Below are 14,165 nucleotides of genomic sequence, written 5' to 3'. Positions count from 1 at the left end.
CGACTCTTGCCACGGAGTCAGCCCCACACTAGGTTAATCGTCAATTACTAGGCTGCATGCGGCGGACTTAGTCACCAAAAGTATAGATGTAGTGTCTTCCGGCAAATTTATTTGCCGGAGCGGTGACCGATTCAAGCCACGTTCGGCACTCACGGCGGAGAGATAGCATGAACTGGACTGACGAGCGCGTCGAGCGCCTGACGAAATTATGGGCCGAAGGTTTGAGCGCCAGCCAGATTGCCGCTCAACTTGGAGGCGTAAGCCGTAACGCGGTGATTGGCAAAGTCCACCGCCTGAACCTGCCGGGCCGAGCGAAAGCCGGCGGCAGCACCAGCGCTGCAGCGCGTCCGGCAAAGCGCGTCGCGGCTTCCGCACCGCGCCCGCAGAGCAATTTTGCAGCACGCCCGCAGACCCGCACCGTTCAGCGCCCGGCCGGCGCCAACGCAGTGCGCGAAGAGATGGAAATGGACGCGACGCAGGAAGTCGCCGTCTACAAGCCTGCCGGCAACATCGTCGTTCCGATCAACCGTAAGCTGGCGCTGACGGAACTGACAGAGCGCACCTGCAAGTGGCCGATGGGCGATCCGCTGAAGGACGATTTCCACTTCTGCGGCGCAGAATCCCCGGACAACTCGCCTTACTGCAAGTACCACGGCCGCATGGCCTACCAGCCGGTCAACGAGCGCCGCAACAAGGCTGTTGCCCGCGCTTCGTAAAAGCCGGCAAGACCACACGAGGACGAGATCGAAAGCGGGCTTCTGGCCCGCTTTTTTGCGCCTACGGATCCGGCAATTGCCTATATGCATAGCAGCTTTGCCATCTGGCGGCTTGCCTATCGTCTCCCGAAAACCTATTTACGGGTCGCGAGGACGACCTCCCCCGAACTGGGCTGACACACCGGGACGACCCGGCCAAAACCCAAGGGGTTGACCATGCGCACGACGCGCGACCGTATTCGCCACGCACTCAGCTTTGAAATCATCGGGCTTGCGCTTTTCACTCCGCTCGCGTCCTTCGTTTTCCATCTTCCGGTGGAACATGTCGGTGTCGTCGGCATCGTCTCGGCAACTGTCGCGACGGCCTGGAACTACATCTACAATCTCGGCTTCGACCACCTGATGCAGAAGTTTCGCGGCAGCACTCTGAAAACCATGCCTCTGCGCGTGGCCCATACCGTGCTGTTCGAGTTTGGCCTGCTGGTCGCACTCCTGCCGTTCATCGCCTGGTATCTGGGCGTGACGCTCTGGCAGGCGCTGGTGATGGATATCTCGTTCGCGACCTTCTACCTGGTCTACGCCTTCCTCTTCAACATGGCATATGACCGGATCTTTCCGCTGCCGGAATGGCGCGAGGCGCAGGCACCAGCAGAATAAAAAAATGGCCCGGATGCGAGACACATCCGGGCCATTTTCATTGTGAGCAGGTGAAACCGATCAGGCTTCCATCGAATAACCCGCGCCGCGAACGGTGCGGATGACATCCTGCATGTTGGAAAAGTTCAGGGCCTTGCGCAGGCGTCCGACATGCACGTCGACGGTACGCTCATCCACATAGATGTCATGGCCCCAGACGCCATCCAGCAGCTGCGAGCGCGAAAACACGCGGCCCGGCGAGACCATAAGGAATTCCAGAAGGCGGAACTCGGTCGGGCCGAGGCGCACTTCGCGGCTCTTGCGGTGAACACGGTGTGTCTCGCGATCAAGCTCGATATCACCGCATTTCAGCACGCTGGAGAGAACTTCCGGCTTGGCTCGGCGCAGCATAGCCTTGACGCGGGCCATCAGTTCCGGCGTGGAAAACGGTTTTACGACATAATCGTCTGCGCCCGTCGCCAGACCGCGAACACGTTCGCTTTCCTCGCCGCGTGCCGTCAGCATGATGATCGGCAGACGTTCGGTCTCCGGCCGCATGCGCAGGCGCCGGCACAGTTCGATGCCGGAAACGCCCGGCAGCATCCAGTCGAGGATGAGAAGGTCAGGAACGCGTTCCTGAAGTCGGATTTCGGCCTCGTCACCGCGCAAAACGGTTTCGACCTCATATCCTTCGGCTTCGAGATTGTAGCGAAGAAGCACGCTCAGTGCTTCTTCGTCTTCAACGACCGCGATCTTGGGTAGCATGTCTTATCTGCTCCGTTTCACCCGTCACTCGACGAGTGCACCAACCGTGTTTGCCGTATCGTCCTTCGGGCGTTCGCCTTCAAGCTGGGCACCGGTCTTGATGTAATAGATGGTCTCGGCGATGTTGGTGGCGTGGTCGCCGATGCGCTCGATGTTCTTGGCGCAGAACAGGAGATGCGTGCAGGTGGTGATGTTGCGCGGATCTTCCATCATGTAGGTCAGGAGTTCGCGGAACAGCGACGTGTACATCGCGTCGATTTCCTCGTCGCGGGCACGGATGATTTCCGCCTTTTCAGCCGAGCGGCTGGCAAACACGTCGAGAACGTCCTTGAGCTGCACGAGGGCGAGATCCGAGAGATGCTCCAGGCCACGGGCCAGCTTGCGCGGAACGCCGGTGCCCTGCACGGCGATGACGCGCTTGGCAGTGTTCTTGCCAAGATCGCCGACGCGCTCAAGGTCTGCTGCGATGCGCAGCGTGCCGATGATTTCGCGAAGGTCGGCCGCCATCGGCTGACGCTTGGCAATGGTGACGATCGCCTTGTCCTGGATCTCGCGCTCGGCGTGATCGAGGATGACGTCGTCGGAAATGATCTTCTGGGCCAGCGCCGTGTCGGAATTGACGAGCGCGCGCACGGCATCGCCGCACATCTGCTCAGCCAGGCCGCCCATTTCGGAAATGCGGCGGTTCAAATATTTCAGCTCTTCGTCGTAGGCCGAAAGAATATGGGTCGAAACCATTTTTCTGATCCTTGATGTCTGCGGTTCAGGCAATTCGGGTCAAAGACCCGGATCAGCCGAAGCGGCCCATGATGTAATCCTGCGTGCGCTGGTCATCGGGATTGGTGAACATCTTGTCGGTGTCGTTTTCCTCGACCAGCTGGCCAAGGTGGAACATGGCGGTGCGCTGCGACACGCGGGCCGCCTGCTGCATCGAGTGCGTGACGATGACGATCGTGTAATTGGCGCGCAGTTCGTGGATCAGTTCCTCGACCTTGGCGGTTGCGATCGGATCGAGCGCCGAACAGGGTTCATCCATCAGGATGACTTCCGGCGAAACGGCGACGGCGCGGGCGATGCACAGACGCTGCTGCTGACCACCGGACAAGCCGGTGCCGCCTTCATGCAGACGATCCTTGACTTCGGTCCAGAGACCCGCGCGCTGAAGGCTGGCTTCAACGATCTGGTCCATGTCCGCCTTGTTGCGGGCAAGACCATGGATGCGCGGACCGTAGGCGATGTTTTCATAAATCGACTTCGGGAACGGGTTCGGCTTCTGGAACACCATGCCGACGCGGGCACGCAGTTCCACGACGTCGATTTCCTTGTCGTAGATATCGTCGTTGTCGAGCGTGATCTTGCCGGTGACGCGGCAACCCTCGATCGTGTCGTTCATGCGGTTCAGCGTGCGCAGGAAGGTCGACTTGCCGCAACCGGACGGGCCGATAAGCGCCGTGACGGTGTTTTCGCGAACGTTGAGGTTGACGTCGAACAGGGCGCGTTTCTCGCCGTAATAGACGGATACGTCGTTGCCGATCATCTTGTAGGACATGTCAGTCATCTTCTTGTCTAGCGCCTTTTCCACTGCTGCTTCAGACATCATGTTCATAACAGAGCTCCTTCTACCAGCGCCGTTCGAAGCGGCGGCGCAACAGGATCGCACCGACGTTCATGACAATGAGGAACAGGAGCAGGATAATGATTGCTCCCGAGGTTCTTTCGACGAAGGCGCGTTCCGCCTCGTTGGCCCACATGTAGATCTGCACCGGCAGGGCCGTGGACGGATCCATGGGAGTGGTCGGATAGTTGGCGACGAAGGCGACCATGCCGATCAGAAGAAGCGGCGCGGTTTCGCCAAGCGCGTGCGCCAGGCCGATGATGGTGCCGGTCAGAATGCCCGGCATGGCAAGCGGCAGGACGTGGTGGAAGATGGTCTGCATCTTCGAAGCGCCGAGGCCGAGTGCGGCCGCACGGATCGACGGCGGAACCGCCTTCAATGCCGCGCGGGTGGCGATGATGATGGTCGGCAGCGTCATCAGGGTCAGAACCAGACCGCCGACCAGCGAGGCCGAGCGCGGCAGGCCCATGAAGTTGACGAACACAGCCAGACCGAGCAAACCGTAGACGATCGACGGAACGGCCGCGAGGTTGTTGATGTTCACCTCGATCAGGTCGGTCAGCCTGTTCTTCGGAGCGAATTCCTCAAGATAGATCGAGGCGGCAACACCGATCGGCAGCGACAGGACCAGCACGATCAGCATCATGTAGAACGAGCCGATCAGGGCGACGCCGACGCCGGCTGCTTCCGGACGGCTGGATGCGCCGTTGAAGAAGATGCCGCCGTTGAAGTGCTTGGCGAGCGCGCCGGCTTCAGCCAGCTGGTTCATCCAGCCAACCTGCTTGTCGGAAACCTTGCGGTTGTCTTCCGACACGTCGAGATTGATCTGGCCCTTCCAGGCGCTGTCGATATCACCGGCTGCAAGCAGCGACACCGTCTGGGTGGTGCCGATGATTTGCGGGTTGGCGACGACCATGTCGCGCAGCTGGCTGCGGACGCTGTTCGAAATCATCTGGTTGACGGCACGCAGATCGGCCGTGTTGCTTTCGGCAACGCCGAGTGCCTTGGCCACCGCATTGCGGGCGATGATCGGATAGTTTGCCGTCATCAGCTTCTGCGGATCGGTAGCGCGCTCGTTATCCTTGTCGATGACCTGTTCGGAGAATTCGACCGGAACGGTGATCATCGTCTGCTGGAAGGCGGTGTAACCCTTGGAAACGACCGACCACAGAAGCAGTGCCAGGAACAGAAGCCCGAAGGACAGGGCGGCGATGCCATAGGCGCGGAAGCGGCGTTCGGCGGCGTAGCGGCGCTTGATGCCGATATCGCGGCGGGCGGGCTTTGCAAGCACGCCGGCGGGGGAAGAAACCACGTCGGTCATTCGTACTGCTCCCGGTATTTGCGCACAATGAAGAGCGCGTAGATGTTGAGGCAAAGCGTGATCGCAAACAGCGTGATGCCAAGTGCGAAGGCAACCAGCGTCTGCGGCGAGGTGAATTCAAGGTCGCCCGTCAGCTGGCTGACGATCTTGACCGTCACGGTGGTCATCGGCTCGAAAGGATTGAGCTGCATGCGGGCGGCAACACCGGCGGCAAGCACCACAATCATGGTTTCGCCGATGGCGCGCGAGGCGGTCATCAGGAGAGCACCGACCACACCCGGCAGAGCTGCCGGCATGACGACCTTCTTGATGGTTTCCGACTTGGTGGCGCCGAGACCGAGCGAACCGTCACGCAGGGCACGCGGCACCGCGGTGATGATATCGTCCGACAGCGAGGAGACGTAAGGGATCAGCATGATGCCCATCACGAAACCGGCGGTCAGAACGCTCTGCGCCTGAATGAAGTTGGCGTATTCACCGGTGGTAAGCCCGCTCAGCTGCGCCGAGATGTCACGCAGGAACGGACCGACCGAGGTGAGCGCGAAGAAGCCGTAAACGATGGTCGGGATGCCGGCCAGGACTTCGAGCAGCGGCTTGGCGATGGAGCGCACTCTCGGAGAGGCGTATTCCGACATATAGATGGCGGAGAACAGGCCGACCGGGACGGCGACAAGCATGGCGACGAAGCCGATATAAAGCGTGCCGGCGAGAAGCGGGATAAGACCGAACTGGCCTTCCGAAGCGGTTGCGCCGGCCGCAGCAAAGCGCGGATCCCAGACGGTGCCGAAGAAGAATTCCCAGGGCGACACGCGGCCGAAGAAGTGCGTGGCTTCGGTCAGCATCGACATGACGATGCCGATCGTGGTGACGATGGCGATCGACGATGCGAGGACCAGAGCGGAAAGAATGACCTTTTCGACCCGGTTGCGGGCGCGAAAGCGCGGCGCGATGCGGACATAGGAGAGACCGGCACCAGCAAGCGCGATGATCAGCACGACTGCCGTCATGATGCGGCTGCTGATCTTCTGCATGGCGTTGAGATCGCCGGCGGACACGACCATCCACGGCTCAGGATCACCGGCAAGCGCGACACCCTTGGTGCCGAGCAGGCTACGAAGTTCGGCCGGATTGGCGCTGACAGCGTCGATTTCCTCGAGTGTCAGCACATCCATGCCGCGAGCAAGCCCGCCGACCATGCCGAAGCTGAGGCCCTGCTGCGCTTCACTCTGCGTCTTCACCTCTTCAGGGAAGCCGCTCATGACCGTCGAATTGATGTAGAAAGGGCTGGCAATCAGCCAGACGGCAAGAACGATCGCCGCCGGCACCGTGGCACAGATGGCGACAAAACTGCCGTAATAACCCTGACGGGAATGCAGATTGGAGGACAAGCCGCCGGCAATTGCCAGAGCGCGCCGTGTCCCGGCGACATAACAGGCAATGGCAATGATCGCCAAGGCCAACAAAATCAATGGTGTGCTCATTAGTATCCCCCGGCCTACCGCCATCGGCGGCACGCATTACCGCACAATCCCAATCATCGGAACCGATTTATTCGCGGTTACTCAACGCAGCCACAACTGCGGGTCCGCTACAGGCCGCCCCTGACCGGGCGACCGAAAGGCCAAAAGAAGAAGAAAAAAGTCGGCGCCGCCTTTGAAGGGCGGCGCCGGGTCATTGATTACATGGTCTTGCCGGCTGCGAAGTCCTTGCGGACTGCTTCGCGCTGATCGTCCGGAGCAGCAACCAGGCCGTATTCAGCCAGCGGGCTGTCCGGGCCAACCATGTCGTCGGAGATGAAGAACTCGACGTATTCCTTCAGGCCCGGGATAACGCCCAGGTGAGCCTTCTTCACGTAGAAGTACAGCGGGCGGGAAACCGGATACTTGCCGGAAGAGATCGTGTCGGTCGAAGCAGAAACGCCCGATACGGTCGCAACCTTCAGCTTGTCCTTGTTGTTTTCGTAGAAGGCCAGACCGAAGACGCCGAGGCCGGTCTTGTTGGCAGCGATACGAGCGAGCGTCTCGGTGTAGTCACCGTCGATGTCGACAGCAACGCCGTCCTTGCGAACTGCTACGCACTTGGCGGCAGCCTGCTTGGCATCGGTGATGGCAGCCTTGATGACGTCGGTGGCGCCGGCTTCCTTGCAGCCTTCAGCCATGATCTTCTCTTCGAAGACTTCGCGGGTGCCGTGCTTGGAACCCGGGATGTAGGCAGCGATCGGGCCCTTCGGCAGGGTAGCGTTGATGTCCGACCAGTTCTTGTAAGGGTTGGCAACCAGCTTGCCATCAACGATGACTTCAGCGGCCAGAGCCTTGTAGAGGTCCTTCGGCTCGATCTTCATGTCGCCGTTGGACGAGTCAGCGGCAAATACGATGCCGTCGTAACCGATGCGGACCTCCTGAACGTCGTTGACGCCGGCAGCCTTGCAGGCTTCAGCTTCGCTCTTGTTGATCTTGCGCGAAGCGTTGGCAATGTCGATCGTGCCTTCACCGACGCCCGAGCAGAATGCCTTCAGACCGCCGCCGGTGCCGCCGGATTCAACGACCGGAGCCTTGAAGTTCGGGAAGGTTTCAGCAAACGTCTCGGCAACGATCTTCGCGTAAGGAAGAACGGTGGAGGAGCCGGCGATCTGAACCTGATCGCGGGCAGCAGCTGCACCAGCGAAGGCAACAGAAGCCACCAGGGCTGCTGCGGAAAGTTTCAACATGTTCATCGATGTTCTCCCGGTATGGGTTTGTAAAAGCGTTTGGAGCCGGTATTTTCGCGCTTCCCGGCATTCGACAGCCACGTCTTAGCTGCCCTTGGCCTCAGCTTTTATGTCACTTCGATGAAACAATTGTGACAGTTTATCTACCTGATTTTATTTCGTTATTTTTACCGTGTGAATCTCACATCCGGGTTTTATGTCAAAAACGCACGGTAAACGTGGTTCCCTTTCCGATTTCGGACTTCACGATCAGCCGTGCACGGTGGCGCGTGAGAATATGCTTGACGATGGCGAGCCCCAAACCGGTGCCTTTTTTCGACCGACTATCGGCAACACTGACGCGATAAAAACGCTCGGTGAGACGCGGCACATGCTCTGCCGGGATGCCCGGCCCGCGGTCGACAACGCTGAATTCGACCGGCTGACCTTCCTGCTTGGTGAGATAGACATCGACGATCTCACCCTCCTGCCCGTATTTGCAGGCGTTCTCGATAAGATTTTCCACGACCTGCACGAGTTCGTCCCGGTCGCCGGTCACCTCGACCTTGCCTTCCGGCATGTGCATGCGGATATCGACACCGAGATCGGTCGCCAGCGGCTGAAGCGCATCGCGCACATGGCAGACAAGCGGCAGCAGATCGACACGCTGATCCGGCGCGATATGGGATTTCAGCTCGAGCCGCGACAGTGACAGCAGATCATCGACAAGCCGGCTCATGCGCGTTGCCTGATCGAGCATGATACCGAGGAATTTTTCCTGCGCCTTGGCGTCACCCTTGGCCGGCCCCTGGATGGTCTCGATAAACCCGCGCAGGGACGCGAGCGGCGTTCGCAGCTCATGGCTGGCATTGGCGACAAAGTCGGAGCGCATGCGGTCGAGGCGGCGCAGTTCGGAAATGTCACGGAAGGAGAGAACATAAAGACGCGCGGCACCGACAGGTGCCCCCTCTTCCATGACCGGTGCGATGCGCAGAATATAGACCCGCTCGGATGGCAGCCGCTCGGAATGCTCCATCTGGTTCGGCTCGCCGGTCGCCACCGTTTCGCGCACCATGTCGAGAATGCCGGGTGAACGCAGGCGCGCCGACAGATGCGATCCGACCTCGAACTCGCCCAGCGCCTTTTCGGCAGCCGGATTGTGGAAAAGCACCGTTGCATCGCTGGACAGAATGAGGATCGGGATATCGAGCGCGTTGTAGGCGGTCACGATTTCGGCAAGCGGCTGCGCATCCGTTTCTTCGGCGACCTCTTCTTTTGCCGGTGCATTAGCGACCGCCGAGGACCCGAAGCGGATGGCGAAGATGGACAGAACGATCAACGCCCAGCCGGCAGCGACCATCAGGCCATCGGCCTGCGAAAACCAGGCGATGATCGCCAGAAGCGTCGCCACTACAAAAATCGGCCAGCCGCGCCGGAACCGGGAAGCCATTCGCATGCCTGTCTGCCTGCTGTCTTTTTGCACCGCTTCCACCACGCTCATACGCGCGCTCCAAATCACCACAGTCAAAACGATAACCCGCGGTTTTATAGCGCTATCATGACAGATATGCATCGACCGACGACTGCCAAGTGCTTTTGCACAGCTTTGCAACAGAACGATGAATTGCCCTGTGTGCTTTGCCAACTGGCTTTGCGCCGCCGACTGCACTAGCTTTGTTTTTACGGACCATATGCCAGGAGGATGCCATAGATGGACATTGACCAGAGCCGCGCAGTCGAACTCGATATCAAGGGCAAGAAGCGGATCTTCAACATCGACGATCCCGACCTGCCCGACTGGGTGGAGGAAAAGGCGCTCGCCTCCGGCGACTTCCCTTACGAGGACAAGCTCAACCGCGAAAAATACGACAAGCAGATGCATGCGCTGCAAGTCGAGATGGTCAAGCTGCAATATTCGCTGCAATCCACCGGCAAGCGGCTGATGGCGCTGTTCGAAGGACGCGACGCTGCCGGCAAGGGTGGTACGATCTTCAACCTGCACTCCTATCTCAACCCGCGTTCCGCCCATATCGTGGCGCTGGCCAAGCCGACCGAACGCGAGGCGGGACAGTGGTATTTTCAACGTTACGTGACGCATTTCCCGAGTGCCGGCGAAATCACCCTGTTCGACCGCTCCTGGTATAACCGCGCCGTGGTCGAGCCGGTCATGGGCTTCTGCACGATCGAGCAGTATCGCGACTTCATGAAAACAGTGCCTTACATCGAGCAAATGATCGTCGATGACGGCATTCATTTCTTCAAGTTCTGGCTGGATATCGGCCATGAGATGCAGCTGAAGCGCTTTCACGATCGCCGCCATGATCCGTTGAAGACATGGAAACTGTCGCCGATGGACATTGCCGGCCTGCCCAAATGGGACGACTATACCGCCAAGCGCGACGTCATGCTGGACAAGACCCACAAGGACGACAGCCCGTGGACCGTCGTTCTCTCCAACGACAAGCGGCGGGCACGCATCAACGTGCTGCGGCATATCCTCACCTCCATCGATTATGTCGGCCGTGACCTCGAGGCGATCGGCGAGATCGACGACAAGATTTTGGGTGGCCCCAAAATGCTGCGTTGATCGTTTTCTGATCCGCTTGTGTTCGATGTGATCAGGTGCATTCTTGACATTTACAGTCATGAATGTGCATGAAGCCTGCAACGGACACTGCGGGCAGAGACCATGGCAGCGACATACAAGACCGAAGGCCGCATCGTCACAAACGGTGCGGCAGCACTGGAAGCGCTGAAGGCACGCGCCACGCTCTGGGACATGACCCTCGAGGATGATGGCGTTTCGACATCGCTCTGCGTGTGGAATTCCAGAGCCAGCCTTTGCCTTGAAGGCGAAGGCGGCACCTTCAAGCTGACCTCACCGGAAGAACGGCTTTTGCGGACGCTGCAGGACAGCGTGACGGAGATGCTCGAGGGCAGCGGCCTGTCGATCCAGTGGGACAAGGTCGACGAAGGTGCGTTGGCGCCGGGCCTGTCGCTGATGACAGTGGTGTCGGTTTCGCGCCGCTCGCCGGGTTATCTGCGGGTTCGCCTTGAAGGTTCCGACGCGGCTCGTTTCGCGACCGGCAGCCTGCATTTCCGCATTCTCATCGGCCCGCGTGGCCGCGCGCCCATCTGGCCGCGCACCGCCGCCAACGGCCGCACCGTGTGGCCGGAGGGCGAGGACGCTCTGCACAAGCCGGTCTATACGACCATCGCAGCCGAGGATAACTGGCTGGAATTTGATATTTTCCGCCATCAGGGCAGCCCGACCTCGGACTGGGCGGAAAGCAACCCTGTCGGCGAGACGGTCGGCCTAATGGGACCGGGCGGCGGCGGATGCCCCGAAGCCTCGGAATTGCTGCTGTTCGGCGATGAAACGGCAATGCCGGCGATTTCCCGCATGCTGGCGGTCGCGCCCGGCAAGGTGAAAGCCTATCTGCAGGTTTCGAAGGAAAATCTCTGCGAGCTTGCCAGCGACGACCGTGTCGTGCCGGTAGATAACCTCGTGGAAGCACTGGAATGCTGCGAAACGCCTTCCACCTGCCACGTGTGGTTTGCCGGCCATTGCGATGCCGCCAAGGCCGCTCGCACCTGCCTTCTGGCCCGCGGTTTCGGCAAACGCGATTTTACCGCGGTTTCCTACTGGAGCTGAATACCGCTTAGCGCGGCACGACCATCGGCGTGCCGGTGATCGGGTCAGGTACGACCATGGCCGAGAGGCCAAAACCGGTCGTCAGATTTTCTTCCGTCAACACATCCTGCGGCGAACCGGCCGCGACCATGCCGTTCGGGCCGAGCAGAACCAGCGTATCGTAAAACCGTGCTGCCAGATTGAGATCGTGCAGCACGGTGACAACGGTCACACCCTGACTGCGATTACGCTCGCGCACCAGTGACAGGACCTCGATCTGGTGGGTGAGATCGAGCCATGTGGTGGGTTCATCCAGCAGCAGGCAGGGCGTATCCTGCGCCAGAACGAGCGCGATCCAGGCGCGCTGGCGCTGGCCGCCGGACAGCTGGTCGATCGGCCGCTCCGACATGTCCGTCAGCCCGACTTCCTTCAACGCGCGCTCGACGGCTGCCGCATCGGCTTCGCTCCAGGCCGAGAACAGGCCGCGCCAGGGTGTTCGGCCACGGCGGACCAGATCGGCAACAGTGATGCCTTCCGGCGCCTTGGAGGCCTGCGGCAGGATTGCGAGGCGGCGGGCAAGTGCGCGCGTGTCCATCGAAAAGATATCGTCGCCACCCAGCCTGACGCTGCCCTTTGCCGGTGTGATCAGGCGGGCGAGTGCGCGCAGCAGCGTGGATTTTCCGCAACCATTGGGGCCGAGAATGGCAGTCATGCGGCCGCTCGGGAAATTCAGCGACAGGTTGTCGATGACGGTTCTCTCACCGTAACCGATCGTGAGGTTTTCCGCTTTCAGCGCGTTGTCGTTCGAATGTGTCATCAGATATCTCCGGCGTCCATTTCGCGCGACAGAAGCCACAGCAGATAAGGCGCCCCAAAAATGCCGGTCATGACGCCGGCGGGCAGTTGCAGACCCGGCACGATGGACCGTGCCGCCAGATCCGCCAGAACCGTGATGATGGCGCCGGTGACGGCAGCCGACAGGATGCGACCGCCAGGCTGGGTGGCGCCGGTGATGCGCATGCCGAGCGGCCCGGCCATCAGCGCGATGAAGGGAATGGGGCCGGCGACGGCCACGCCGGTTGCGGCCAGAAGCACGCCGGTACCGGCGAGTTTCAGACGCGCCCGGTTGCTTTTCAGGCCAAGACCGGTTGCGAGATCATCGCCGAGTTCGAGAAGGCCGAGCGCGCGCACCTGAATGGCAAGGATGACGGCCAGCACCGCGCCGCAGCCAAACACTTGGCCCGCATGGCCCCAGTCGCGGGCGGCGAGCGATCCGGTCAGCCAGCGCTGCGCTTCGGCCGCCTGTTCGGGCGGCAGGCGAGTGACGATGAAACTGTGGGCCGCGGTGGTGAGAAAACCGATGCCAAGACCGACGAGAATGAGGGTGATCGGCACCTGCGTTCCATCACGCTTGATTGCCATAATGGCAACCGCGCAGGCCGCAGCCAGACCACCGGCGGCGGACAGAAGCGGCATGGGCAGGGTGGTGCCGGCCAGAACACCACAGACAACGGCAAGGCCGGCACCCGAGGTGAAACCCATGATATCCGGCGCGGCCAGCGGATTGCGCAGCAGGATCTGGAAGATCGCCCCCGATGCGCCAAGCGCCGCACCGGCACCGATGGCGGTGGCAATGCCCGGCCCCCGCAGCACCCGCAGGGTCAGCGCGCCCGGCCCCTTGCCGGTCAGAAGGCCATTCCAGAGATCGAACGCCGACAGCCGGATCTGGCCGATCATCAGCGACAGCACGATGGCGACCAGCAATGCGACCGCCAGGATGAGACCACCCTTGAGACCCCTTGTCATGCCGCTGGTCATGCGCCCGCCCCCGCGCGCAGACGGCGCGCCATCCAGATGAAGATCGGTGCACCGATCAGCGCCGTCATGGTGCCGACGCGGATTTCGGCCGGCGGGATGAGGATGCGGCCGATCGTATCGGCAAACAGCAGGATCGTGGCACCCAGAATGGCAGCAGCAATCAGTTCGCGGCGCAGAACATGGCCGCCGACACGGCGCGCAAGGCGCGGCACGAGCAGCCCGAGGAAAGCGATCGGCCCGGCAACGCCGACGGCCGCGCCGGTCAGCGCCGTGACCGCCACAAGCGCGCCGAGCTGGATGCGGCCGGGATTGGTGCCAAGCCCGCGGGCAAGCGCAGACCCCAACGACAAGGCTTCGATGCGCGGCGCGATGGCGATGGCAAGGCCAGCGCCGAGCACGGCGGCAATGGCCATATAACCAAGCGGCCGCATGCCGGCCTGCGCCAGCGATCCGGTGACCCAGAAGCGAAACACTTCCAGCGCCTCGTTGCGGGCAAGAATGATGGCCGAGACAAAAGAGAGCAGCATGGCGCTGAGCGCGACACCGGCCAGCGTCAGGCGCACCGGGCCGGCGTCTCCCTTCAACCCGCCGCCCAATGCGAAGACGGCAATGGCAGCGGCGGCAGCGCCGGGAAAGGCAAGTGCCGCCATCAGGCCGTTATCGGCGCGGCCTGCAATCAGCGAACCGATGACGACGGCGAAGGCCGCACCCGCATTGATACCCAAAATGCCGGGATCGGCGAGCGGATTGCGGGTGATGGCCTGCATGATCGTGCCGGCCATGCCGAGTGCGGCGCCGGCGATCAGGCCAGCGATCAGGCGTGGCATGCGGATCGACTGGATTGCGATATGGGCCGGATCGGTGGGATCGAATGCGGTCAGTGCCTGAAAGAGCAGCGCAAAGCCGCCATCGCGAACACCGACTGTCAATGTCAGTGCCGCGGCGAAAACAAGCGCCAGAACTGCAACGATCAT

General features: G+C 61.2%; 14 protein-coding genes. 4 read left to right on the top strand and 10 right to left on the bottom strand.

The window, feature by feature from the left end; translation table 11 throughout:
- Positions 1–167: 167 nt before the first annotated feature.
- Positions 168–716, top strand: a complete 549-nt coding sequence (locus AAIH70_RS18680; RefSeq protein ID WP_132276642.1) for a GcrA family cell cycle regulator — start codon at positions 168–170, stop codon at positions 714–716.
- A gap of 216 nt (positions 717–932) precedes the next feature.
- Positions 933–1,373 (top strand): PACE efflux transporter, encoded by a 441-nt coding sequence (locus AAIH70_RS18675; protein WP_132276641.1) that lies wholly within the window; start codon positions 933–935, stop codon positions 1,371–1,373.
- A gap of 60 nt (positions 1,374–1,433) precedes the next feature.
- On the opposite strand, the gene phoB is transcribed toward AAIH70_RS18675, so the two are convergent.
- The 7 genes from phoB to phoR all read right to left on the bottom strand — a co-directional run bounded on the left by phoB (position 1,434) and on the right by phoR (position 9,195).
- On the bottom strand, positions 1,434–2,117 hold the full coding sequence (gene phoB / locus AAIH70_RS18670; protein WP_132276640.1) for a phosphate regulon transcriptional regulator PhoB: 684 nt from the start codon (positions 2,115–2,117) through the stop codon (positions 1,434–1,436).
- Positions 2,118–2,141: 24 nt separating this feature from the next.
- On the bottom strand, positions 2,142–2,855 hold the full coding sequence (gene phoU / locus AAIH70_RS18665) for a phosphate signaling complex protein PhoU (protein ID WP_132276639.1): 714 nt from the start codon (positions 2,853–2,855) through the stop codon (positions 2,142–2,144).
- Positions 2,856–2,907: 52 nt separating this feature from the next.
- Positions 2,908–3,723 carry a phosphate ABC transporter ATP-binding protein PstB gene (gene pstB / locus AAIH70_RS18660; RefSeq protein ID WP_132276638.1) on the bottom strand — a complete coding sequence of 272 codons (816 nt, stop codon included), beginning with the start codon at positions 3,721–3,723 and terminating at the stop codon, positions 2,908–2,910.
- Positions 3,724–3,736: 13 nt separating this feature from the next.
- Entirely contained in the window at positions 3,737–5,053 is a 1,317-nt protein-coding gene (gene pstA, locus AAIH70_RS18655; RefSeq protein ID WP_132276637.1) for a phosphate ABC transporter permease PstA, read from the bottom strand.
- Complete coding sequence (gene pstC, locus AAIH70_RS18650) at positions 5,050–6,534, bottom strand: phosphate ABC transporter permease subunit PstC (RefSeq protein WP_132276635.1); 1,485 nt, start codon at positions 6,532–6,534, stop codon at positions 5,050–5,052. Before pstC ends, pstA begins: the two co-directional genes overlap by 4 nt.
- Positions 6,535–6,731: 197 nt before the next feature.
- Entirely contained in the window at positions 6,732–7,766 is a 1,035-nt protein-coding gene (locus tag AAIH70_RS18645) for a substrate-binding domain-containing protein (protein WP_132276633.1), read from the bottom strand.
- Between the two features lie 193 nt (positions 7,767–7,959).
- Positions 7,960–9,195 (bottom strand): phosphate regulon sensor histidine kinase PhoR, encoded by a 1,236-nt coding sequence (gene phoR, locus AAIH70_RS18640; protein ID WP_430035100.1) that lies wholly within the window; start codon positions 9,193–9,195, stop codon positions 7,960–7,962.
- 255 nt (positions 9,196–9,450) lie between these two features.
- On the opposite strand from phoR, the gene ppk2 reads away from it, so the two are divergent.
- Both ppk2 and AAIH70_RS18630 read left to right on the top strand, forming a co-directional pair.
- Entirely contained in the window at positions 9,451–10,326 is an 876-nt protein-coding gene (gene ppk2 / locus AAIH70_RS18635; RefSeq protein ID WP_132276631.1) for a polyphosphate kinase 2, read from the top strand.
- Positions 10,327–10,428: 102 nt separating this feature from the next.
- Positions 10,429–11,394, top strand: coding sequence for a siderophore-interacting protein (locus tag AAIH70_RS18630; RefSeq protein ID WP_132276629.1), 966 nt, complete (start codon positions 10,429–10,431; stop codon positions 11,392–11,394).
- Between the two features lie 7 nt (positions 11,395–11,401).
- Here the strand turns inward: AAIH70_RS18630 and AAIH70_RS18625 are convergent, their stop codons facing one another.
- From AAIH70_RS18625 to AAIH70_RS18615, 3 genes are read right to left on the bottom strand one after another with little or no spacing between them, the layout of a single operon-like run.
- Positions 11,402–12,190, bottom strand: coding sequence for an ABC transporter ATP-binding protein (locus tag AAIH70_RS18625; RefSeq protein WP_132276627.1), 789 nt, complete (start codon positions 12,188–12,190; stop codon positions 11,402–11,404).
- Positions 12,190–13,191, bottom strand: a complete 1,002-nt coding sequence (locus tag AAIH70_RS18620) for a FecCD family ABC transporter permease (protein ID WP_132276625.1) — start codon at positions 13,189–13,191, stop codon at positions 12,190–12,192. The genes AAIH70_RS18625 and AAIH70_RS18620 overlap by 1 nt, the downstream gene beginning before the upstream one ends.
- Positions 13,188–14,165: a FecCD family ABC transporter permease gene (locus tag AAIH70_RS18615; protein ID WP_132276623.1), complete on the bottom strand. Its 978-nt coding sequence runs from the start codon at positions 14,163–14,165 to the stop codon at positions 13,188–13,190. Before AAIH70_RS18615 ends, AAIH70_RS18620 begins: the two co-directional genes overlap by 4 nt.

Origin of the sequence: Neorhizobium sp. BT27B (genome assembly GCF_050455485.1) — a bacterium.
Lineage (GTDB): Bacteria > Pseudomonadota > Alphaproteobacteria > Rhizobiales > Rhizobiaceae > Neorhizobium.
Note: the sequence above shows the minus strand (reverse complement) of the source record. Positions and strands in the feature narration are given on the sequence as shown.